The sequence below is a fragment of the Chryseobacterium manosquense genome (genome assembly GCF_014623485.1).
Classification (GTDB): domain Bacteria; phylum Bacteroidota; class Bacteroidia; order Flavobacteriales; family Weeksellaceae; genus Kaistella; species Kaistella haifensis.
In genome coordinates this window covers 2,274,822-2,298,089 of record NZ_CP060203.1, presented here as the reverse complement: position 1 = coordinate 2,298,089, position 23,268 = coordinate 2,274,822, and the positions used below count along the sequence as shown (strand labels likewise).

The window sequence follows — 23,268 nt, the reverse complement described above, 5'->3', positions numbered from 1 at the left end:
AAATGACACAGGATTACATTTCATTTAAAGGAAAAATCATTCAACACGGCGAAATAAATGCAGCTTTTGTTGAATTTCCATTTTCCACGGAAGAACTTTTCGGGAAAAAAGGACAGGTGAAAATTAAAGCAATTTTCGACGGTCACGTAGAATATCGCGGTAGTTTAGCCAAAATGAAAAGCGATTGTCATAGACTCGGACTTACCCAACAAATCAGGAATAAACTTAGGAAATCCTTTGGAGATGAAGTTTCCGCAAAACTATGGGAAGATAATGAAGAACGCATTGTAGAAATTCCGGATGATGTAAAAATCGTTTTTAATGACAATCTACAAGCCAAGGAACTTTTTGACAAAATGAGCTATACCCACCGAAAAGAGTATATCCGATGGATTGTAGAAGCGAAAAAAACCGAAACACGAGAAAACAGAAAATTGAAAATGATCGAAATGATTCTCGCCGGCAAAAAAGGGATATAATGAAGAAAATCAACAATTTAGAAACTGAAAGATTAACGATACGCGCGATTTCTACGGAAGATGCAGAATTTATTCTGGAACTTTATAATTCTCCGAAATTCATTGAGTTTATCGGCGACAGAAACATTAAAAACATGGAAGATGCAGCCAATTACATCATCCAAAAATTTCTTCCACAATACGAAAAGCTTGGATTCGGAAATTATTTGATTACCCGAAAAAGCGACGGAAAAAAGATCGGTGCCGTGGGAATTTTCGAAAGAGAAGGATTGGATGTACACGATATAGGGTTTTCATTTCTTCCGGAATTTGAAGGAAATTGTTATGGTTTTGAATCTGCTTCAAAGCTTTTAAAAACTGTAATTCAAGAATTTACCTTAAAGAAAATTTCCGCAATTACGACAAAAACAAATTTTTCTTCTCAAAAACTCATTGAAAAGTTAGGTTTGAAATTCCAAAAAATGGTAACACTTCCAGATGATGATGTTGAATTGCTTTATTATGAAATCTCAATTGAGGCTATTTAAACATTAAAAAACGCACTTTTAGGTGCGCTTTATTCTTTCAAGATTCCACTTTTTTGCGCTCGCTTCGCTCGCGCTTTTTTAGTAATTCGGTTTCCAATCCACTACTGCTTTGATGAAAGCTTCGGCGTTTTCTAAAGGAATATTCGGTAAAATTCCGTGACCAAGATTCACGATATATCGGTCTTTTCCGAATCGATTGATCATTTCATTCACCATTTTCTTGATGGTTTCGGGCGTAGAATGTAATCTTGTAGGATCGAAATTTCCTTGTAAAGTCATCGAATGATTCGTAAGAACTCTAGCAAATTCAGGTTTGATGGTCCAATCGACACCCAATGCAGAAGCTTTAGACATCGTCATTTCTTCTAACGCGAACCAACAACCTTTCCCGAAAACAACAACATGGGTAAGCGGACTCAAGGCCTCAACAATTTGGTTGATGTATCTCCACGAAAATACTTCGTAATCATCCGGAGAGAGCATTCCGCCCCAAGAATCGAAAATCTGAACAGCAGAAACACCTTTTTCAACTTTTCTTTTTAGGTAAGCAATCGTGGTATCGGTAATTTTTTGAAGTAAAAGATGGGCCGCTTCCGGATTTTGAAAACAAAAAGTTTTGGCGATTTCAAATGCTTTAGAACCTTTACCTTCTACACAATAGCACAAAATTGTCCATGGAGAACCGGCAAAACCAATTAATGGAATCTCACGATCCAATTTCTGAAGGGTAAGTTCAATCGCATCGAAAACATATCCCAGAGTATCATTTACATCAGGAACTGGAATATTTTGCACTTGTTCCAAAGTTCGGATAGGTTCATCGAGCCATGGCCCTACATTTTCTTTCATCTTAAAATCCAATCCCATCGCTTGCGGAACTACCAAAATATCTGAAAAAAGAATGGCTGCATCTAGTGGATATCTGCGGATCGGCATCATGGTAATTTCCGCTGCAAGTTCCGGAGTTTGGCATCTTGTGAAAAAATCGTACTGATCACGAAGTGCACGGAATTCCGGCAAAAATCTTCCGGCTTGTCTCATCATCCAAACCGGCGGTCTTTCTACGATTTCGCCTCGTAATGCCTTTAGGTAAAGGTCGTTTTTAATCATAACTTATTATTTTGTTCTGCCTCCACTTCTGGGCTATAGTGGGAAGAAATTAAATTCAACAAATCATCAACATTGCTCTCAGAGCTTGTTATGACTGTATTTTTGGTAATTTTTTTTATCTCTTTTGTCGTAGTTTCGCCGATAGAAAATAGCTGAAAATCTTCTATAGAATTAAACTTTGCAAAACTACGCACACCGCTGGGACTGAAGAAACAAACCGCATCATATTTTGCAGAAATCGTTGGATAAAGCAGTTCAGTTTCGTAAACGGGAATTTTTTTGTAGGAAATATTTTGCAGTGGTAAAGCTTTATTCAAGACGTTAAGGGCGAGATTTCCGCAGAAGTGAAGAAATTTTTCTTTCGGGCTGTTTTCAATAATAAATTCAGCGAGCTCCTTCGCGTTCTTGGTCACTTTGAAAGTTCCAAAACCAAATTTCCTAAGTTCCCTCTTCGTCATCTGTCCTACCGCGTAAATCTTATTGAAATTGCGTTCGGCAAAATTCTCATTGGGTAGAAAATGATTACTAAAAAAAGAATTAACCGCATTTACACTGGTGAAAATCAAGGATTTATCTTTCAAATCAAAGGATTCGACTTCCAACTGATTTATCTTTATTACATCTACAAAATCATAAGAAAAATGACCTCCTAATTTCTTGGAAATCATCAATGGGTTGATCTTTTTTGTAAAGAGAATTTTCATGAAACAAATATTATCAATAGTCGCAAAACCTTTAGATTTCAGTTTATTGTAATTGATTTTTAATTTCCGCCATTAGTGCTCTTCCGCCATTATTCAATACCTTTTCGGCCAAAATCTTTCCGAAGTTTTTATGTTCATTCCACTGGAAAATTTCGTCGGTTTCGATGCTATTTTTTCCGTCCAAGGAGCATAATCTGGCCTGAAAACGAATTTCATTTTGATCATTTACTTCAGCGAAAGCCCCGATGGGAGCGGTACAACCACCTTCCAAAGTATTGAGGAAATTTCTTTCTATATCAATGCAAATTTTTGTCTTTTTATGGTTAATGTCTTTAAATATCTCTTTAATTTCCTCATCATCAGCACGTCCGCAAATCGCTACTACACCTTGTGCCGGCGCAGGAATCATCATCGGAAGTTGCTCATAATCAATATTTAAATCCATTCTTTTGATCGCCGCAAGCGAAAAAAGTGTTGCGTCAAAATCGTTTTCTTCAAGTTTTTTTAGCCGAGTTTGTACGTTGCCTCGAATGTCTGAAATTGCAGTTCCCGGAAATTCTTTATACCAAAAAGCACGTCTTCTCAAACTGCTTGTCGCAATTTTCAAATCTTTCAAATCCAGGGTTTGGGATTCTTTTTTTCTTACCAAAACATCTTCTGGATAGTCTCTTTCCAAAACCGCGATAATCTCAATGTTTGTAGGCAATTCGGTAGGAATGTCTTTGAGAGAATGTACGGCAATATCCACTTCTTTATTCAATAGTGCAATATCGAGATCTCGGGTAAAAACGCCTGTAATCCCCAATGAATAAAGCGGTTGTGTGAGATTTTTATCACCTGTGGAAACAATTGGTGTGATGTCGGTGACAAAATTTCTGTTTTGGAGATTTCTTGCCACTTCACGCGCTTGCCACAAAGCGAGCGGTGAGTTTCTGGTTCCAATTTTAATGCTTTTCATTGAATTCGTTTTTGGGCTGTTCAACTAAAATTTCGTGCATCAATTTGCTAATTTCTTCCGCTTTCAAAGGGTTATCGATAATATATTTAGCAAACCTATTGGTGATTTTCTGGATCAGTTTATCCGAAAGTTGCATATCATTCACATCAACATACTTGTGTTTTTTGTGAATATTGTGCATTTCATAATTCTCCATTTTTTTCAGTGCCGCTTTGAAATGATGAATATTAGGAGCTAATTTCCTTTTCTTTTCCCATTCTACAAAATCCTTCGTCATTTCTTTGATAATTCCCTCTGCTTTTGGAATTTCTTTTTGTCTTTGGATCATGGTTTCGCTGATGTGAAGCGAGAGCTGATCGACATCGACCAAACTCACATTGGTGTTTTCGGTGACATTTTTCTCTACGTTATTCGGGATCGAAAGATCGATAACCAAGGTTTCTTTTCCGTTCGGGAAATGAGTTTTATTAATGATCGGATGTTGCGCACCTGTTGCAACAATAAGAATATCGGTTTCCGCGAGTTCTTCGTGCAAATTATCGAAAGGAATTTGTGGAATATTATATTTTTCCGCAATTTTTTCTGCTTTCTCGGAAGTTCTGTTGGCAACTTTTACCTTAGGCTTGTATACATGTTTTACGAGGTTTTCAACAGTATTTTGACCAATTTCCCCGACTCCCAAAAGCAAAATATTCTTATCGGAAATCTGCGTTTGATTTTTTAAAATATAATGAACCGCTGCATACGAAACTGAAGCTGCTCCATTGGAAATTCCAGTTTCATTTTTAATTCTTTTTGAAATTTGAATTGCAGAATTTATTGCTCTCTCTAGAAAAGGATTGGAATATTTCTTTTCTTTTTTGAAACGGTGATAGGCGTTCTTAATCTGCCCAATGATCTCAAAATCACCAATAATCTGGCTTTCCAAACCGGCCGCAACCCGAAAAAGATGATTCAAAGCTTCTTCGTGTTTCAGGATATTCACATACTGCATGAATTCTGTAAGACTCACTCCGATGGTTTTGCAATAAAGCTCGGCAATCAGCAGATAATTCTGCGTAGTGGTATAAATTTCGGTCCGGTTGCAGGTGGAAACCACAAAGGCATCGCCCATGTTTTGGTCATGGATTTCATTGACGAAATTTTTAACGTTTTCGTCAAAAAAAGCAAATTTTCCCCGAGTTTCGGCATCAGCTTTCTCGAAACTGACGCTGAGGACAGCGAAATTGGCGGTTTTGTGAATGTTGGTATCCTGATTCATAAAGCAACCGCAAATTTAAGATTTTAAATTGAATTGGTGAAGGTTCCAAAAAATGAACATTATCATTAAAATCTATGAGTTTCTGAATTTTATTTTAGGATTTTTAATTAAAAATGAAACCATTAGTTATGTACATTTTATTTCGAAAGAGTTTTGAATTTTAATAAAATTTTAACCAAATTAACTGAGAATCTAATTTTTAGAACGGTTCTAAATTTATATCTTTGTACACTTAAAAAAAATCAAGAAAAAATGGGGCTATTTGATATGTTCACGCAAGATATTGCGATTGACTTAGGCACAGCAAACACACTTATTATACATAACAACAAGATCGTTATCGATCAACCTTCTATAGTAGCAATTGAGCGTTCTAGTGGCAAACCAATCGCAGTAGGCGAAAAGGCGAAACACATGCAAGGAAAAACTCACGAAGATATCAAAACAATTAGACCCTTGAAAGATGGTGTAATTGCTGATTTTCATGCATCTGAACACATGATCAAAGAGTTTATCAAACAAATCCCCGGCATTAAAGGAAAGCTTTTTCAACCTACTTTAAAAATCGTAATTTGTATTCCTTCCGGAATTACCGAAGTAGAAAAAAGAGCGGTACGAGATTCTGCACAAAAAGTAAATGCCAAAGAAGTTCGTTTGATCTACGAACCAATGGCTGCTGCAATTGGGGTAGGAATTGATGTTCAAAAACCCGAAGGTAACATGATTATCGACATCGGTGGTGGTACTACCGAAATCGCAGTAGTAGCTCTAGGAGGAATTGTTTGCGACAAGTCCGTGAAAATTGCAGGTGATGTTTTTACCAATGATATAGCATATTACCTAAGAACGCATCACAATTTGTATATCGGTGAAAGAACTGCCGAACGAGTAAAAATCGAAGTAGGATCTGCCGTAGAAGAACTGGATGTTGATATTGAGGATATTCCGGTTCAAGGGCGTGATTTGATTACCGGTAAGCCAAAAGAAATTATGGTAAACTACAAGGAAATCGCTCGCGCATTGGACAAATCCATCATCAGAATTGAAGATGCGGTAATGGAAACCCTTTCGCTTACTCCACCTGAATTGGCCGCAGATATCTACAAAACAGGAATTTATCTTGCCGGCGGTGGTGCTTTGCTCAGAGGACTTGCAGATAGACTTCACAAGAAAACAGGCCTTCCGGTTTTTGTAGCTGAAGATCCTTTGAGAGCGGTGGTTCGCGGAACAGGTATCGCTTTGAAAAATATGGATAAATTCAACTTCCTGATTAAATAATTTTTAACTTTTTTACGACATTAACTGATGGGATTTTTGCTGCGATTATTTTCGAAGAACGGTTTGTTCGTTTTCTTCCTCTTTCTGCAGCTTACCGCTTTGGTACTGATTTTCAGCAGAAATTCGATGCAACAATCGTGGATTTCGGGACAAACGGCGGCTTTCAATTCCTGGGTTTCCGGATATATCGACGAAGGAACTTCTTACCTTAAATTAAAGCAAATCAATGAGCAACTTGTTGCCCAAAACAAAGTTTTGATGGAGCAGGTCTATGGAAAAAACCCTTCCGGGATTCCCAATTTCAGAAAAGTTCATGACACCATCGGGGGTGGACAAATTTATACTTTTGTAGACGGTGAAATCGTTTTCAACAGCATCAACCGGAAAGATAATTACTTCACCATCAACCGAGGAAGACGAGATGGAGTTTTGCCACAAATGGGCGTTATGGCTCCAAAAGGAATCGCCGGAATCGTGATTAATTCTACAAATTCTTATGCGTTGGTTCAATCTGTTTTAAGCTTGAACAAAATCAAAATCAACGCTTCCTTAAAAAAATCAGGTTATTTCGGAACTTTAACATGGAAAGGCGAAGATTCCCGAATTATGCACCTCGCTGATGTGCCGAAATATGTTCCACTTCAAATTGGAGATACCGTAGTAACCGATGGTAAATCTGCGATTTTTCCACAAGGAATTATGATTGGAAAAGTTTCCGGATATGAAGTCGACAGCAAAACCGGTTTCTGGGATATTTCCGTGGAACTGAGTGAGAAAATGGGCAACCTGAGCAAAATTTATGTGGTGAAAAACCTGAAAAAAGCCGAAGTTCAAAAGATACAGGATACGCTACAAGCGACTATAAATAAAGAGAAATGATAAGCAGAACCCTTTTTACCGATATCCTGATTATTGTTTTGCTGGTTGCATTACAGATTTTTGTGCTGAATCGCATTACGCTTTTCGGAAAATACACTCCGGTGATGTATCCGGTTTTCGTGATGTTTTATCCGTTTTTCAGAAACCGTTTTCAGTTTTTAGCACTTAGTTTTATACTCGGATTAGGAATTGATGCGTTTCTCTACACTTGGGGAATCAACGCGTTCGCAACAACCATGATTGCGTATTTCCGAACTTTAATTTTCCGAACCTCAACCGATACTTCGACAGACTTTTTCTCATTTCAGTCGTTGCAATGGTCGCAATATTTGTTTTTCATTTTCTCGAGTATTTTCTTGCACCAGCTTCTGGTTCAGTATATTGAGTTTTTCAAATTCAGTAGATTCTTCGAAATCTTTATGAATGTTTTGGCAACAAGCGCGATTTCTTTTATATTTATACTGATCTATGCATTAGCATTTAAAGTAAAACAGAAGATTTAGAAATTGCCCCATTTTTAATCCGAATTAAAAGATAACGCTTTTCCTAATTTCGAATTCCACGCGAGCTTTGGAAGAAAATGTTAATCAAAACGCATGAAATCACAGTACCTTAAAATTACCTCTATACTATTCATACTTGCTTTAATTTTTATCGCAAGATTAGCTTATTTGCAACTTTTCACCGATCGATATGCGCTGAACGCGGCAAATACTTCCATTAAAACAGAATATATTATTCCACAACGGGGTGTAATCTTCGATAGAAATGGAAAAATCATGGTCGGAAACCAGCCTTCCTACGAAATTTCTTTCACCGAAGCTTTGATAAAAAGTGATTTCGACACTTTGGGATTTTGTAATTTAATGAAAATCAGCAAACAAGATTTCATTAAAAGAATTAACCTCATCAAAAAAGAAAAATACTATTCTAAGCTCACTCCCATGACTTTCATGAAGAATTTGAGCAGAGAAGAAATCGCAAGAATACAAGAAATTATCTTCAAATATCCGGCGTTCAACATCGTTTCCAGACCACAACGACAGTACGAAGTTTCAACTTCCGGTAATTTGTTGGGCTACACCAATGAGGTAAACGATCGGGAGATCAAAAAAGATTCGCTGTATTATCTTCCGGGAGATTTCATTGGGAAAACCGGTGTTGAAAAATCTTATGAAAAGGAACTTCGCGGCGAAAAAGGCATACAATACATCCAAAAAGATATTCGCCTTAGAAATGTAGGTCCTTACAAAAATGGAACTTTAGATAAAGATGTAATCACAGGAAAAGACATTACCCTCACCATTGATTACGATTTGCAAAAAATGGCCGAAGAAATGTTGGTCAATAAACAAGGTGCAATCGTAGCAATTGATCCTAAAAATGGTGAAATTCTGGTTCTAGCAACGGGCCCGGATATAGATCCAAATTTATTCGTAGGTCCGGAAAAGACCAAAAACCTGTATCGTTTGCAAATGGACACGATTTATAATAATCGTCCAACTTTTGATCGTTCACTACAAGCAGCTTATCCGCCGGGTTCTACCTTTAAACTCCTTACAGCAGCTGCCGCTATGCAAATGGGTGTAATGGATGAGAATACCATTTTCCCATGTGGTGGTGGATTTAATTATAAAGGATTAAGAGTAAAAGGACATGGTGGCGCAGATCCGCTGATTCCCGCAATTCAGGTGTCGAGTAACTGCTATTTTTCCTATGCTTTCATTGCAATCATGAATAAATATCCCGGAAATCCATCAAAAGGTGTGGACGAATGGAAAAAAATCATGAGCAGTTTCGGAGTGGGAGAATTTTTGAACAACGATTTGGCCGTAGGTTCGAAAGGTAGAATTCCTTCTGGAGCTTTTTATGAAAAAAGAAGTGGCAAAAAAGATTGGAGCTCTGCCTACACGATGAATGGATCTATTTTCAACGGAATGGGGCAAGGTGATGTTTTGCTTACCCCACTTCAAATGGCGAATGCAACTGCCGCAATCGTAAACAGAGGTTGGTATTACACGCCTCACATCGTGAAATCGATTGATGGAAAACCAAATCCTGATCCAAGATTTACAGTAAAACATAAAACCCTCGTAAATCCTAAACATTTCGATCCCATCATTAAAGGAATGGAAGCAGTAGTACTGAATGGAACAGCAAGAGGACTTAAATCCAACGACTTTACAATGCTGGCAAAAACCGGTACTGCACAAGTTCCACAAGGAAAAGACAACTCAATTTTTGTATTGGCTGCACCTGCAGATAATCCTAAAATCGTCATCGCTGCCGTAATGGAACACGCTGGATTCGGTGCAACTTGGGCTGGACCCGCAGCTGCTGTGATTGCCGAAAAATATTTAACGGGTGATTTAAAAAGAGAACATCTTTATAAAAAGCTTACTAACGCGAGTTTCATGCCGGAATACCGACGACAATGGAATGCCGAACTGAAACGAAAAGGACTTTACAAAGAACCTAACAAAGATTCTTTAAAAATCCAAAGCATTGAAGACAGTTTAAAATTTATAAAAAACGAAAATCTCCGTTCTAAACTTGTCTTTAAGAGAGACTCGCTACGGCTGAAACTTAAAACACAAAATCCTAAAAAATGAAGTGGACAGAAGGCATAGACAAAACCAGTATCTTTCTTTATCTCGCTATTTCTTTTTTTGCAGTAGCGAATATCTATAGTGTGGATGAGGGTTTAGGTAAAAAACAACTTATTTTCCTCTGCATTTCTATCGTCGTGGGCTTGATTATTTTCATGATGAGAACCAAATTTTTCGAGAATTTTGCAAGCATAATCTATGTAATCGGCGTTTTGCTTTTGATTGGCTTATTCCCTTTTGGAACAGAAATTTTAGGACAAAAAAACTGGTACAAATTCGGCGGAGTTACCATGCAACCAGTAGAATTTGCTAAAATAGGGGTTGCATTAATGCTAGCAAATTATGTTTCCGGCCCCGATTATAATTTGAAAAACCAGAAATCACTGCTTACAACTCTTGCTATAATCGGTATTCCCGCGATTGTTGTGCTTGCGATTCCTGATGTGGGTTCACTATTGGTCTTTACGGCTTTTTTCATTGCGCTTTTCCGGGAAGGGCTTAGCGGCTGGGTTTTCGGTGTGGGAGCTATTTTAGCAGCGGTTTTCTTAGTAGCATTGGCGGTCGATCCTCTTTATGTAATTATCGGGATTAGTTTAATTTTCCTAATTATTATCTTTTTTAATTACCACAGAATTCATTGGAACGTTGTTTCTATTTCCGGTTTTATTGGATCATTTCTGCTACTCTCCGGAATAGCTTTTGCAACACCAAAAATTTTAGAAAAAATGCCAAAACACCAACGTGAACGAATTGAAGTTTTATACAAAGGTGAAAAGGCATTTCGCGACACTTCTGGCTACAATCTTTTATATTCTAAAACAGCCATTGGTTCCGGCGGTTTCTTCGGAAAAGGATACAAAGAAGGCTCAGTAACCCAAGGAAAATTTGTTCCGGAACAAGAAACCGACTATATTTTCTGTACCGTTGGCGAAGAATGGGGATTTTTCGGTGCTTCATTGCTTGTAATATGTTACGCAATTTTCATTGGCCGCATCTATTACCTTTCCGAGCAACAGAAATCGGCATTTAACCGCGTTTTCGGCTATTCCTTTGCGTCAATTCTTTTGATGCACTTTGCGATTAATCTGGGCATGGTAATGGGGCTATTTCCAACGGTTGGGATTCCTTTACCTTACTTTAGTTACGGAGGAAGTTCTCTGTTAGCATTCTCCATTATGACTTTTATTTTCTTCAAATTAAACTACGCCGATCGCAATAGTTTGGTGTAATTAAACCAATAATTATTTTAAAGTTACCATTCATTATTAAAGAAGATATTTCTAAAGTTTAGTTAACATTTTTAAACATCAATAACAAGTAAATTTCATTAATTAAATCTAATTAAAAAGTTTCAGTTACCTGAAAACAAAAAAAGCTGCCTTATCGAGCAGCTTTTTATTGAATCAATTATTTACTTTTTGTATTTATTCTTAGTTGTTTGCTAAGTTGTTGAAAGAATCTATAGAGATTACTCTCTTCGCAAATCTGTATCTGGGTCCCCAATAAGAATCATTCAGTGATGAAATCATCACACCTCTGGAAGTAGCAGCGTGGATAAATTTCACATCACCTTCTGGTGAAACTTCTTCTACAATTCCGACATGTGAGATTCTCCCTCTGCCTTGGTGAGAAAAGAAAACCAAATCTCCTTTTTGAAGTTGATCTTTCTCGATTTTTTCACCTTCTTGAGCTTGAGATGCTGCTACTCTTGGCAAATTCATTCCAGTTACTGATCCGAAAACCGAAAGAACGAATGCGGAGCAATCAATTCCATTTCTGGTCATTCCACCGTAACGGTACGGAGTTCCCAAATAGGTTTGAGCTTCGGCTAAAAGATCATCAATTTTTTTGGTGAATTTTACAGTTTTAGCAATTTCTTCGTTTCTTAAAGTAGCTTCTAACGCCTTTGTAGCGACAAGATTCTCATCTTTAAAATTACTAAGTAATTGTGCTTTAGCAGTTTCTAATTTTTTATTATCGATTGATGCAAGTTTGGCATCTGATTTGTATGTATTGAGGTGTGTTGCTGGTGATGAAACAACGTAGTTGCTAACACAAGACTGCATTGAAAATGTAGCAGTAATAGCAACAAGATAAATCAGAACTCTTTTCTTCATATATATTTGATTATCTGTGTTAAAGATGAAATATTTCGTTTTAAAAGCAAAGCAAAATTAAGTATTCAAGTTCGAAGGAGGGTGAAATCACCCTTTCTCAAAACTTACTTTAACATTTTTTAACAATTCTTTTGCTTATGTTAAAGCAAAAATCGCCACAATCCCTTTATTTAAGAGATTGTGGTTTTGTTTTTTATTAAGATTTGTTAACATTTATATACGTCATCTATTCAAATTATTACTGCACTCTATAATTGAGAAACCTAAAACAAAAACCCTGAAAAATATTTCAGGGCTCTTAATAATGATTTTTGAACAAATATTATCGTGTAAATAATAGTTCGCGGTATTTGGTCATTGGCCAAAGTTCGTCATCAACGACCATTTCCAAAGCATCGGAAGCTTCACGGATTTTATCGAATCGCGGTTTCACATCATTGCAAAATGCTTCTGCAACTTTCTGTGAATTTGGGGCTTTTTTCGCTGTTGCGATGGCTTCTAACAATTTATCAGCTTCCACTTTCATCACGGAAACATAACCTGAAATTTCAGAGATCATGTTCATTTGCTCTTTCGCAAGCGTTTTAAATTCTTTGTCTCCGAAAATTTCTTTTAAACCTTTCACATTTTCGATCAACCTGTTTTGGTAATTTAATGCACAAGGAATAATGTGGTTTCTTGCAATATCAGCTAAAACAGTAGCTTCGATAGAGATCACGGTAGAATATTTTTCTAATTTAATTTCATTTCTCGCTTCAAGTTCGCGGTGAGTATAAATTCCGAGTTCTTCGTAAAGTGCAACAAATTTTTTGTCTAGTTCCTTTTTCAAAGCTTCCGGAGTGGTCTTCAAGTTGTTTAAACCTCTTTTCTTGGCTTCTTTTGCCCAATCGTCGGAATACCCATCTCCTTCAAACATGATGTTTTTAGATTCTTTGATGTATTCTCTTAAAATATTAAAGATCGCTTCATCTTTTTTCAGTCCTTTGGCTTCAATAAGTGCATCAACTTCTTTTTTGAAATTTTGCAATTGTTTAGCAACAATGGCGTTCATCACCGTCATTACTTCCGCGCAATTGGCGGATGATCCAACTGCTCTGATCTCGAATTTGTTTCCGGTGAAAGCGAAAGGTGAAGTTCTGTTTCGATCGGTATTATCCAATAAAATTTCAGGAATTTTACCTACAACGTTTAATTTAAGCTCAGTTTTCTCTTCAGGAGATAATTTTCCATCGGTTACTTTTTCCAATTCTTCCAATACATTGAAAAGCTGGGTTCCAATAAATGCAGAGATAATTGCCGGTGGCGCTTCATTGGCTCCCAAACGGTGATCGTTGCTTGCCGAAGCAATACTTACTCTCAAAAGATCAGCATAATCGTGAACAGCTTTCAAAGTATTTACAAAAAAGGTAAGAAACTGAAGGTTCTTTTTAGGGTTTTTACCAGGGCTTAGCAAATTTTCGCCGGTATCGGTTGCTAAACTCCAGTTGTTGTGTTTTCCGCTTCCGTTCACGCCTGCAAAAGGTTTTTCGTGGAACAAAATATGGAAGTGGTGTTTGTGCGCAACTCTCGCCATAATATCCATTAATAATGAATTATGATCTACGGCAACGTTGGCTTCTTCAAACATCGGAGCCAACTCGAATTGGTTGGGTGCCACCTCATTATGTCGAGTGGTCACCGGAATTCCCAATTTCATACATTCAATTTCCAATTCTTTCATAAAGTTCATTACTCTTGTTGGAATTGATCCAAAGTAATGATCATCAAGTTGCTGCCCTTTCGCAGGAGAATGTCCAAGAAGAGTTTTCCCGGTGATCACCAAATCCGGACGAGATTGATACAATGCAGAATCTACCAAAAAGTATTCTTGTTCCCAACCTAAAGTAGGAATTACTTTGGTAACATTTTTATCAAAATAAGATTTGCATACATCGGTTGCAGCTTCGTCTACCGCATGCAAAGCTCTTAAAAGAGGTGCTTTATAATCTAGAGTTTCCCCTGTATAAGAAATAAAAATAGAGGGAATACACAAAGTAGTTCCAACGATAAAAGCCGGCGATGTAGGATCCCACGCGGTATAACCTCTCGCTTCGAAGGTATTTCGAATTCCACCATTCGGAAATGAAGACGCATCTGGCTCTTGCTGAATAAGCATTCCGCCGGAAAATCTTTCAATTGCGCGATCGCTTTCGAAAGGTGTGAAGAATGAATCGTGTTTCTCCGCAGTAGAACCTGTCAACGGTTGAAACCAGTGCGTATAGTGAGTTACACCTTTGCTCAACGCCCAATCTTTCATTGCTACAGCAATTTGATCTGCAACATCTCTTTGGATTTTGGTTCCTCTTTTTATCGCATTTTGGATGGATGTAAACGCTTCTTTGGTTAAGTATTCTCTCATTGTTTCTTCCGAGAAAACATTTTGGCAGAACAATTCCGAAAGTTTTGCCGGTACTGTAACCGCATTGTCTTTTCTATAGTCTTTGAAAGACAACATTTCTAAAGCTTTAAATCTTAATGATGACATATTTTAGTGTATTTTTGATGGGGCTAAATTACAAAAAAATAAAAAACAAACACGCAAACCCTTTAAATTTTTGGGGTCGAGTATAATTATATCAATTTACACAGGAATTACATGAACAAAAATTCATTTTTAATTAATAGCATCAATAATTAGAGAATATAGAAATTTGAGAGATATGTATTATATTTGCCAAAAGATACACCTATGGTAAATTCACGAGCAAGAGAAACTACAGAAGCAATTGAGCGACTATACGTTTCGATGCGACACTTATTCTATCGCGGTTTTTTCAAACCTTCCGGAATCTCCGGCGAAAGTCTTCGGTCTCTATTAATGACCATCAACCCTGAAATTTACGGAACAATGGGCGTTCCCAATAAAATTGAACTGGACGGGCTATTGTATGTACTCGATCGTCTTCCGGAGGGAATCGAAGAATGTTCATTCATTCACCTTACGTCCGACGAAGGATTCGAAAAAGGCAGCTTCGAGGTTATTGTTCCTAAGAAAAGACGCAGAAACTGCTACCGTATCGATAAGCATCAAATGAATATCGAAGTACTTTTAGGACGATCTGAAATCTACGATATTCTTACCCACCTTACCTTCTTATATATAGAAGCAGATAAAATTAAGAACCTCGCTTTCATTTCCGATGAAAACGACAAACCTACGCGCGCCTGGAAAATCATCGAAGAAGTAGCCACAGGCGAGAAAAAATTCAGCAGAAAAGAAAAAGAAGTTGCATTAATTCATCTCTCTTCACTTTTGGGAAGAACGTTTGACGAAACCTTGAATGCTTATAATAATTTCGGGGACGATAACAATCCGGATCGTCTTTTTAAAATCATTTATCATTTAGGTGACGAAAGCTTTAATGATAATAAGAAAATAAGAGAACGCGAAGTGCATTTCTCCGCAATTCTTCGCGAGAGAGTTGGGCATCACTTTTTCGGGGAAAAATGGGCGAATAAAGTGAAAGAAGTTCTTGCAGACAACAATCTGCAAATGCGTCCACTTCACATCATTTCTGCGAATATGCATTCGGTGAAAAACATGCTTTACGCCAACGATGCATTAGGGAAAAAGTTGACGAAAGATGTCGATTTTAAACTTTATGAAGAAATTTCCAACAAAAAATCGCTTCAGGAAAAAGTTCTTGAGCATTCACAGAAAGCGGGTTTAATTTACATTGATGACCAAAGTGGAAGCAACATCGATGTACAGATCATCGATTTATCCAAAACCGACCTTAAAAACACGCCTTTCGCAGGAATCAAATTCGGCGGAGACGATGTGATAATGGTTTTCGATTATGCTTTCGGGGAACAAGCTTTCGAAGTGATGGACGAGCTTCTTCGCCCGTACGACTACAATGGCGAAATCTACACCATGAAGGTAAAATCCATCTCGATCATGGGTAAGGCCGGAATTTTAAAAGGAGGAAAGGGAGATATCATGATCCCAACCTCTCACGTTTTCGAAGGAACTGCTGATAATTACCCGTTTGAAAATGCGTTGAAACTTTCAGATTTCGAAGATGATGAACTCCAAGCATTCGAAGGAGGAATGATAACGGTACTCGGAACTTCACTTCAGAACAAAGACATTCTACGCTATTTCATGGATACTTCCTGGAAAGCCATTGGTTTGGAAATGGAAGGAGCGCATTACCAAAAAGCAATACAAGTTGCTTCCAAAATCCGCCACCACATTTCGGAAGATTTATTTGTAATGTATGCTTATTACGCTTCCGATAATCCTTTGGAAACAGGTTCTACCCTATCTTCCGGAGGCTTGGGATTAACAGGAGTGAAACCAACTTATTTAATTACTTTAAGAATTTTAGAGAAAATTTTATCAAGCGGCAAAACCGAAACCAAGAAATAAGACCTTGCTAAAATCATACAACCCTTTCATCCAACCTCGCGATGAAAGGGTTTTTTATTAAAATTTCTTATCTTTCCCATTCAAAAAATTATTTCAATATGAAAATGCGGTACTTTTTCGTTTTTACTTTTTTCTTTGCACTTTTTTCAGCTCAGCAAAACCCTTATTATCACCAATATGCAAAATATAAAATGGATATTGATGTCAATGCGCAAAATTTCACTTACCAAGGAAAACAAACTTTAACTTACACCAATAATTCGCCTGACGAATTGAAAGTTGTGTACTTTCATTTGTATTGGAATGCGTTCAAAGCTGGCTCTATGATGGATCAAAGAGTTCAAAATCAAGGAAAAAACGGAGATTCCAGATTGCAGATCAACGGAATTTCAAGATTGGCTTCTATACCGAAAGAGGAAGAAGGCGCACAAAATATTCATTTCATTAAACAAAACGGAAAAGACTTGAAATTTGAAGTTCAGGAAACCATCATGAAGGTGGAACTGAACACGCCTTTAAAACCCAATTCTTCTACCACTTTCACCATGGAATGGGACGCCAATATCCCTCAGCAAATCCGCCGTTCCGGAAGAAACAATCGAGAAGGAATCGATATGACAATGACGCAGTGGTACCCGAAAATTGCAGAATACGACTATGATGGTTGGGCAACTTTTGATTATGTTGGTCGGGAATTTCATGCTCCATTTTCGGATTACGAAGTGAATATTAAAATTGATAAAGAATACGTAATCGGAGCCGGAGGAAACCTGGAAAACCCAATGGAAGTTAAAGGTTATGATGCGAATTCAACCGTTAAAACAGATGATAAAAACAAAGCAACATGGAAATGGACTGCTAAAAACATCCTCGATTTCGCTTGGGCTGCAGACAGAGATTACACTGTGGAAAACTTTACTGTTCTCGATGGACCGAAAGTTTTTTATGTTTACCAAAAATCTGAAAAAACAAAACTATGGGAAGAATCTAAACCTTATATCACCAAATTTTTCCAACTGATGAATGCAGCTTTCGGAAGATATACTTACCCGACTTACGCTTTCATACAAGGCGGAGACGGCGGAATGGAATACGGAATGTGCACGATGATGTTGGGCAATGCAACTTCACTGGAAGGCTTGGTTGGATTGATGGTTCACGAAGGTGGTCACTCTTGGAATCAGCAAATTTTGGCTTATAACGAAAGCGTGCGACCTTGGATGGACGAAGGTTTTACCAGTTATTACGATAGCTATGTAATGCACCAACTTTTCCCGCCGGCAAAACCAGTCGCAAACCCATTTGTAGGAAGTTTAAATTCTTACAGAAACTTCGTGAAAAGAGGGATTGAAGAACCGGCAGTTTGGTTGGGAGATCACCATGACAATGGCACTGCATATTCCTTTGCATCTTATGTGAAAGGCGAACTTTTCTTGGTGCAATTGGGTTACATCATGGGAGAGCAAAATTTATCGTTGGTAATGAAAGAATTCTATAATCAATGGAAATTGAAACATCCTACCGATAGGGATTTCATGCATATTGCGCAGAAAATTTCCGAAATGGATTTGAAATGGTTCCATCATTATTGGATTAATACCACCAAAACGATCGATTATAGCGTAAAAAATGTGAAATACGAATCAAATTCGACCACAATTACCTTGGAAAACAAAGGTTCGGTTCCGATGCCAATTGATTTTTCTGTTTTAACGAAAGATAAAAAAGTGGTGAATTATCAAATTCCACTCAACATGACGCATACTTGGAAAAAGAAAGATATTTATGGGAATTTTGAAACTTTAAATTATTGGCCTTGGACACAGAAAGAATACACTTTCACGATTCCTTTCAACAAATCACAAATTTCCGCTCTGGGAATTGATTTTTCCGGAAGATTGGCGGATGTAAATATGGACGACAACCTAATAGAAGTAAAGTAATTTCAATCGTTAATTAAATGAATTCAATTGTAATCAACATCGGCAATACCAACATCAGATTCGGGCTTTTTGATGATGACAACTGCGATATTTCGTGGATTCTCAACACCAAACCATACCGAACAAGCGATGAGCTGCAGATGCAGTTTATGATGATGTATCAAACCCATAAAATCGATGCCGAGAAAATCGACAAAGTGATTATTGGTTCGGTAGTTCCGCAATTAACTTACGATATTACGAGAGCTATTGAGAAAATTCATGGCAAAAAACCCATTATTGTTGACCGAAGTACTCCTTCCGGAGTGCAACCGAAATCGAAACAAATGGGAACGGATATCTATGCAAATCTGGTTGCAGCACATCATCTTTATCCTAAAAGAAAAAAAATTATTTTTGATTTTGGAACTGCGTTAACCGCAAGTTGTATCGATGAAAACGGCGAAACCATCGGTGTGATTATCGCTCCCGGAATTATCACCTCTTTGAATTCACTGATTCAACATACCGCTCAATTACCAGAAATTGAACTGATAAAACCTGATAAAGTTTTAGGTTTGGATACCGTTTCCTGTATGCAAAGCGGGATGGTTTACGGATTTCTCGGAATGGTAGAAGGATTTATAACCCGGATCAATGATGAAGTTAATGAAGATTGTTTTGTAATTGCAACCGGTGGAGTTTCTCATGTCTATAAACCATTAACAGAAAAAATCCATATTGCAGACCGACTTCACACCCTGAAAGGATTATACTTCTTGGGCAAAGATTTGTAAAATATAAGATTTCAAAATATAAAAAAACGCACCTTTTTCGGGTGCGTTACTTTTGTTATTGGGGTGAAATTATTTCTTCTTGGTTTTCACTTTATCGGCTTCATCTTCTATGAAAGGATATTTTTGTTTCATATCTTCCAGAAGCTGAGGATCAAGTTCTAAAGCCTTTGACAATGCCAATCTTCCCTCTTTTTGATTATTAAGATGGAAATAGCAATTGCTCAATTGATAGTACAGTTCTGCTCTATTATGCATTTGAGTTGCGCTTTTCAAAACTTTTATTGCATCTTCATAATCGCCGATCAACATTAGGACTTCCGAATAAGCGTACCAGTTATAAAATCTTGTTGGTTCGTAATCAACAAGTTTTTTCAGGCATTCTAAACTCTCTTCAAACTTCCCGGAATCGATAAAAAGAAATGCAAGACGCTTTTGATAATCCAAATTATTATCATTTAAAGAAACCGCTTCTTTGGCAAAATGCAGCGCTTCCTTCATTCCTCCCATCTCCTCATAAATATAAGACTGTTCCATCATCGAAAGATAAAACTGTGGATCGTCTCTCAACGATTTTTGGAAAGCATTCAGGGCTAAAACAGGTTGTTTATTTTCCTTGTAGCACAAACCGATTTTATAGTAAGTGTAGGATTTTGTATACTCCAATTCCAGCATTTCCTGATAAACAGCAACCGCCTTCAACCACTCGCCCATAGCTTCGAAACAAGCCGCTTTGTTGGCATAAACACCTACCGATTGTGAATTAACTGCCAAAAGATAATCAAATCCCTTGATGGCTTCTTCGTAGTTTTTTTTGTTGAAATAAAACTGCCCGTATTCGTACCAAGCTGTTTCCGAGAAAGCAAACTGATCGAGGTAACCATTGAGGAATTCAATCGCTTCGTCGCCCCTTTTCAGTTGGTTGTAGCAGAACATCACGTTTTCCAACGCATAATCGTCTTGTTGATCGAAACTTAAAGCCAATTTATAATGCTTCAAAGCATTAAAAGGATCTTCAAGATTCACAAATTCATCAGCGATAAAATTGTGGAGGAAATTCTGCTCTTCCTCTAATTCCAAACCTTTTAAACAATATTCTATCGCTCTGCGCGGATTTCCAAGGTTGGAGTAATATTTCGCACAACAAACCATAAAATCGATACTTTCCATTGAAGATTCATTCAATTCTTGCATCAATTCTTTGGCTTGGGTATAATTCTCGAGCTCCAGGCAAACTTCAAACTGTTTGATCTTGATTTCCAGAGAATTCGGGTGAAGTTTCAGCGCATAATTGGTGGCCACTTCTGCGTAAGAAATATCGCCCATTTCTAGGTAATGAATGATGATGTCTTCGTATTCTTCAGTTTCAAAGTACAATTCATCATTATTTTCTACCATTTCTTCGAACTTTCGTACCAGTTCGTTATCAAAAAAATCTTCCAATGTAGTCTCTCGTTGTCTTTCCGATGTTCAAAAATTTCTTCTAAACTTCGGAGAAACTTTTTATTTAATTATATTTAAAAGTAATAAAAATTTGATTTTAAACCAAACTTTTTATTTTTTCTATCATTTGATCTCCCAGTTGATCTGCTTCTTCCTGAGAAAACGCTTCGGTATAAATCCGGATAATCGGTTCTGTATTGGATTTTCTTAAATGAACCCAATTCTTTTCGAAATCTATTTTTACGCCATCAACGGTGGAAATCTCTTCGTTTAGATACTCATTTTCCATTTTAGTTAAAAGTGCATCCACATCAATATCCGGAGTTAGTTCGATTTTCTTTTTACCCATGAAATAACTTGGGTAAGTCGCTCTCAACTCGGAAACCGATTTTTTTTCTTTTGCCAAATGTGTTAAAAATAAAGCCACACCCACCAAAGAATCCCGTCCGTAATGAAGGTCAGGATAAATGATTCCTCCATTTCCTTCGCCGCCGATCACCGCGTTTTTTTCTTTCATTAAAGTCACTACATTCACTTCTCCAACGGCACTCGCGAAGTATTCCGAATCTAAATTTCTCGCCACATCTCTCAACGCCCGGCTTGAACTTAAATTAGAAATCGCAGCGCCTTTTTTATTTTTCAAAAGATAATCAGCAACGGCAACCAATGTGTATTCTTCACCGAAAAGTTCCCCGTTTTCATCCACTAAAGCCAATCGGTCAACATCCGGATCTACTACGATTCCCAAATCTGCGTTTTCTTTCTTTACCAATTCGCAAATATCTCCCAAATGTTCTTTCAACGGTTCAGGATTGTGCGGAAACTGTCCGTTTGGTTCGCAATACAGTTTTACCACCTCACAACCAAGTTCTTCCAGAAGTCGTGGTATCGCGATTCCTCCTGTCGAATTTACGGCATCCACAACAACTTTGAATTTCTTCGATTTAATCGCTTCTGCATCCACAGTCGGTAAATCCAAAATTTTCTGAATATGAATATCAAAAGCATCGTCTCTTGTTTCATATTTGCCCAAATCATCCACTTCAGCGTAGTTGAAATCTTCACTTTCAGCCAAAGCCAAAACTTCTGCACCGTTTTCTCCGTTGATGAATTCGCCTTTTTCGTTTAATAATTTCAGGGCGTTCCACTGTTTTGGGTTGTGAGACGCGGTCAGGATAATTCCGCCATCAGCGTTTAATTCAGGAACCATCACCTCCACAGTCGGCGTGGTAGAAAGGCCTAAATCAACAACATTAATTCCCAATCCTTGTAAAGTTGCAGTAACCAAAGAATTTACCATTGCACCGGAAATTCTTGCATCGCGGCCAACGACAAGGGTTAAATCTTTTTTATTTTTATTGTTTTGAAGCCAGGTTCCGAAAGCGGAAGTAAATTTCACCACATCCAGAGGAGTGAGATTTTCATTGACTTTTCCACCGATTGTCCCGCGGATTCCTGAGATACTTTTTATTAAAGACATTGCCTAATTGATTTTAAATTAGAGATTTAAATTGCTGCAAAAATACGAATAAATGATTGGAGGAGCGATTTTCATATTGTTAAAAAAATTAAATTTGTCCTAAACAATTACAATGGCTTTTTCAAACATCCGTAAAATAATAAGGTTACCAAAAGAAGAAGATGAGGAATTCACTTTTGCAGAAATTGAAGAGGGCGTTTATTTTCGGGGTCATAATTTATGGCTTTTGGTAATTTCAATGGGCATTGCGTGTATCGGTTTGAACATCAATTCACCTGCAGCAGTTATTGGAGCGATGCTGATTTCTCCATTGATGGGACCGGTGGTTGGGCTTTCTTTCGGTCTTTCAATCGGCAACAAAAAACTCGTGAATCTGAGTCTTTACAATTGGGCAATTATGATCGGAACCAGTTTGCTGGCTTCTACTGTTTATTTTCTGGTTTCTCCTTTTCATTCGGAAACTTCCCAGCTTTCTAGTTTCAAAGAAGCAACTATTTTCGATTGTCTCCTTGCGCTTTTCGGCGGATTTGCTTGGTTTTTGGGCATTATCAGAAAAGAGGCGATTAAAGTTATTGCTGGAGTTGCGGTTTCTACGGCTTGTATTCCGCCGCTTTGTACTGCCGGTTACGGTTTGGCGACATGGAATTGGGAATATTTCTTTGGCGGTATGTATTTTTACCTCATCAATTGTTTTTTCATCGGTGTGGGAACATGGGTTTTGAGTGTGGTTCTCGGCTATCAAAAGTTTTATCTTGAAAGAGGACTTCGGAATAACAAAAGAATTCTAATGGTAATTTCATTGCTTTCCATTCTTATTTTAATTCCAAGTATTTTATTAACAGTAAGAAAATGGAATGCCGAAAAATTTAAAAATGAATCAGCGAATTATATTGAACAAGTACAGAAAGAATTTCCACAACTTACGATAGTTAGCCATAAAGAAACCATAGAAAATGGCAAAAAAATTCTCGATATCACTGTTCTCAATAGCAAAAACTTTGTTACGGAGAAGAATCTAGAAAAAGCTAATTTACTCAATCATGATATCCATCTTCGGTGGCATTACGCTCCGGACAAAACGGATACTTCGGAGATCATCAAACTTCAGCTACAGATTAATGAACTGAAAAAACAAATGGAAGCGCAAAAAACCAGAAATTAATTAAGAGCAACCACAATCAGCATCGCAACCCGGTTTGCCCTTTTTAAACTTTTTAGAAGTGAAATTTTTTCTGATGGTTTTGAATAAAGAAAACCCGGCAAACAAAACGATTGCTGCAATTATTAAATATT

At 37.4% G+C, this 23,268-nt stretch carries 19 protein-coding genes; 11 read left to right on the top strand and 8 right to left on the bottom strand.

Features of this window, described 5'->3' with window-relative positions:
• Nucleotides 1–2 precede the first annotated feature (2 nt).
• Nucleotides 3–479, top strand: a complete 477-nt coding sequence (locus H0S70_RS11020; RefSeq protein WP_188320834.1) for a YdeI/OmpD-associated family protein — start codon at nucleotides 3–5, stop codon at nucleotides 477–479.
• Nucleotides 479–1,006, top strand: a complete 528-nt coding sequence (locus tag H0S70_RS11015; RefSeq protein ID WP_188320833.1) for a GNAT family N-acetyltransferase — start codon at nucleotides 479–481, stop codon at nucleotides 1,004–1,006. The genes H0S70_RS11020 and H0S70_RS11015 overlap by 1 nt, the downstream gene beginning before the upstream one ends.
• 78 nt (nucleotides 1,007–1,084) lie before the next feature.
• On the opposite strand, the gene hemE is transcribed toward H0S70_RS11015, so the two are convergent.
• From hemE to hemA, 4 genes are read right to left on the bottom strand one after another with little or no spacing between them, the layout of a single operon-like run.
• On the bottom strand, nucleotides 1,085–2,116 hold the full coding sequence (gene hemE, locus H0S70_RS11010; protein WP_088263463.1) for a uroporphyrinogen decarboxylase: 1,032 nt from the start codon (nucleotides 2,114–2,116) through the stop codon (nucleotides 1,085–1,087).
• Nucleotides 2,113–2,820 (bottom strand): uroporphyrinogen-III synthase, encoded by a 708-nt coding sequence (locus H0S70_RS11005; protein WP_188320832.1) that lies wholly within the window; start codon nucleotides 2,818–2,820, stop codon nucleotides 2,113–2,115. Before H0S70_RS11005 ends, hemE begins: the two co-directional genes overlap by 4 nt.
• Before the next feature lie 43 nt (nucleotides 2,821–2,863).
• Nucleotides 2,864–3,778: a hydroxymethylbilane synthase gene (hemC, locus tag H0S70_RS11000; protein ID WP_188320831.1), complete on the bottom strand. Its 915-nt coding sequence runs from the start codon at nucleotides 3,776–3,778 to the stop codon at nucleotides 2,864–2,866.
• Nucleotides 3,765–5,039: a glutamyl-tRNA reductase gene (gene hemA, locus H0S70_RS10995; protein ID WP_188320830.1), complete on the bottom strand. Its 1,275-nt coding sequence runs from the start codon at nucleotides 5,037–5,039 to the stop codon at nucleotides 3,765–3,767. The genes hemC and hemA overlap by 14 nt, the downstream gene beginning before the upstream one ends.
• Nucleotides 5,040–5,291: 252 nt before the next feature.
• On the opposite strand from hemA, the gene H0S70_RS10990 reads away from it, so the two are divergent.
• From H0S70_RS10990 to rodA, 5 genes are all read left to right on the top strand, one after another.
• Nucleotides 5,292–6,317, top strand: a complete 1,026-nt coding sequence (locus H0S70_RS10990; protein ID WP_031501539.1) for a rod shape-determining protein — start codon at nucleotides 5,292–5,294, stop codon at nucleotides 6,315–6,317.
• Between the two features lie 27 nt (nucleotides 6,318–6,344).
• The gene (gene mreC / locus H0S70_RS10985; protein WP_031501540.1) at nucleotides 6,345–7,196 is read left to right on the top strand and encodes a rod shape-determining protein MreC; all 852 of its coding nucleotides are present in this window, start codon (nucleotides 6,345–6,347) and stop codon (nucleotides 7,194–7,196) included.
• A complete protein-coding gene (locus H0S70_RS10980; RefSeq protein WP_188320829.1) occupies nucleotides 7,193–7,699 on the top strand; it encodes a rod shape-determining protein MreD in 507 nt (168 codons plus the stop codon). Before mreC ends, H0S70_RS10980 begins: the two co-directional genes overlap by 4 nt.
• Nucleotides 7,700–7,792: 93 nt before the next feature.
• Complete coding sequence (locus H0S70_RS10975; protein WP_188320828.1) at nucleotides 7,793–9,808, top strand: penicillin-binding transpeptidase domain-containing protein; 2,016 nt, start codon at nucleotides 7,793–7,795, stop codon at nucleotides 9,806–9,808.
• The gene (rodA, locus tag H0S70_RS10970) at nucleotides 9,805–11,034 is read left to right on the top strand and encodes a rod shape-determining protein RodA (RefSeq protein WP_188320827.1); all 1,230 of its coding nucleotides are present in this window, start codon (nucleotides 9,805–9,807) and stop codon (nucleotides 11,032–11,034) included. The genes H0S70_RS10975 and rodA overlap by 4 nt, the downstream gene beginning before the upstream one ends.
• A 201-nt stretch (nucleotides 11,035–11,235) precedes the next feature.
• Here the strand turns inward: rodA and H0S70_RS10965 are convergent, their stop codons facing one another.
• Both H0S70_RS10965 and H0S70_RS10960 read right to left on the bottom strand, forming a co-directional pair.
• Entirely contained in the window at nucleotides 11,236–11,922 is a 687-nt protein-coding gene (locus H0S70_RS10965; protein WP_031501536.1) for a C40 family peptidase, read from the bottom strand.
• Between the two features lie 322 nt (nucleotides 11,923–12,244).
• Nucleotides 12,245–14,446 (bottom strand): glutamine synthetase III family protein, encoded by a 2,202-nt coding sequence (locus tag H0S70_RS10960; protein WP_123249466.1) that lies wholly within the window; start codon nucleotides 14,444–14,446, stop codon nucleotides 12,245–12,247.
• A 204-nt stretch (nucleotides 14,447–14,650) separates the two neighbouring features.
• Here H0S70_RS10960 and H0S70_RS10955 point away from each other — a divergent pair, with 204 nt between their 5' ends.
• The 3 genes from H0S70_RS10955 to H0S70_RS10945 all read left to right on the top strand — a co-directional run bounded on the left by H0S70_RS10955 (nucleotide 14,651) and on the right by H0S70_RS10945 (nucleotide 19,055).
• Nucleotides 14,651–16,336 (top strand): DUF6909 family protein, encoded by a 1,686-nt coding sequence (locus H0S70_RS10955; RefSeq protein ID WP_188320826.1) that lies wholly within the window; start codon nucleotides 14,651–14,653, stop codon nucleotides 16,334–16,336.
• A 98-nt stretch (nucleotides 16,337–16,434) separates the two neighbouring features.
• Nucleotides 16,435–18,279 (top strand): M1 family metallopeptidase, encoded by a 1,845-nt coding sequence (locus tag H0S70_RS10950; RefSeq protein ID WP_188322229.1) that lies wholly within the window; start codon nucleotides 16,435–16,437, stop codon nucleotides 18,277–18,279.
• Nucleotides 18,280–18,296: 17 nt separating this feature from the next.
• Entirely contained in the window at nucleotides 18,297–19,055 is a 759-nt protein-coding gene (locus tag H0S70_RS10945; protein WP_123249464.1) for a type III pantothenate kinase, read from the top strand.
• A gap of 69 nt (nucleotides 19,056–19,124) precedes the next feature.
• On the opposite strand, the gene H0S70_RS10940 is transcribed toward H0S70_RS10945, so the two are convergent.
• Nucleotides 19,125–20,495 carry a tetratricopeptide repeat protein gene (locus tag H0S70_RS10940; protein ID WP_188320825.1) on the bottom strand — a complete coding sequence of 457 codons (1,371 nt, stop codon included), beginning with the start codon at nucleotides 20,493–20,495 and terminating at the stop codon, nucleotides 19,125–19,127.
• A gap of 97 nt (nucleotides 20,496–20,592) precedes the next feature.
• Nucleotides 20,593–21,975, bottom strand: coding sequence for a phosphoglucosamine mutase (glmM, locus tag H0S70_RS10935; protein WP_188320824.1), 1,383 nt, complete (start codon nucleotides 21,973–21,975; stop codon nucleotides 20,593–20,595).
• Between the two features lie 112 nt (nucleotides 21,976–22,087).
• Here glmM and H0S70_RS10930 point away from each other — a divergent pair, with 112 nt between their 5' ends.
• The gene (locus tag H0S70_RS10930; protein WP_188320823.1) at nucleotides 22,088–23,137 is read left to right on the top strand and encodes a DUF389 domain-containing protein; all 1,050 of its coding nucleotides are present in this window, start codon (nucleotides 22,088–22,090) and stop codon (nucleotides 23,135–23,137) included.
• Nucleotides 23,138–23,268: the final 131 nt, after the last annotated feature.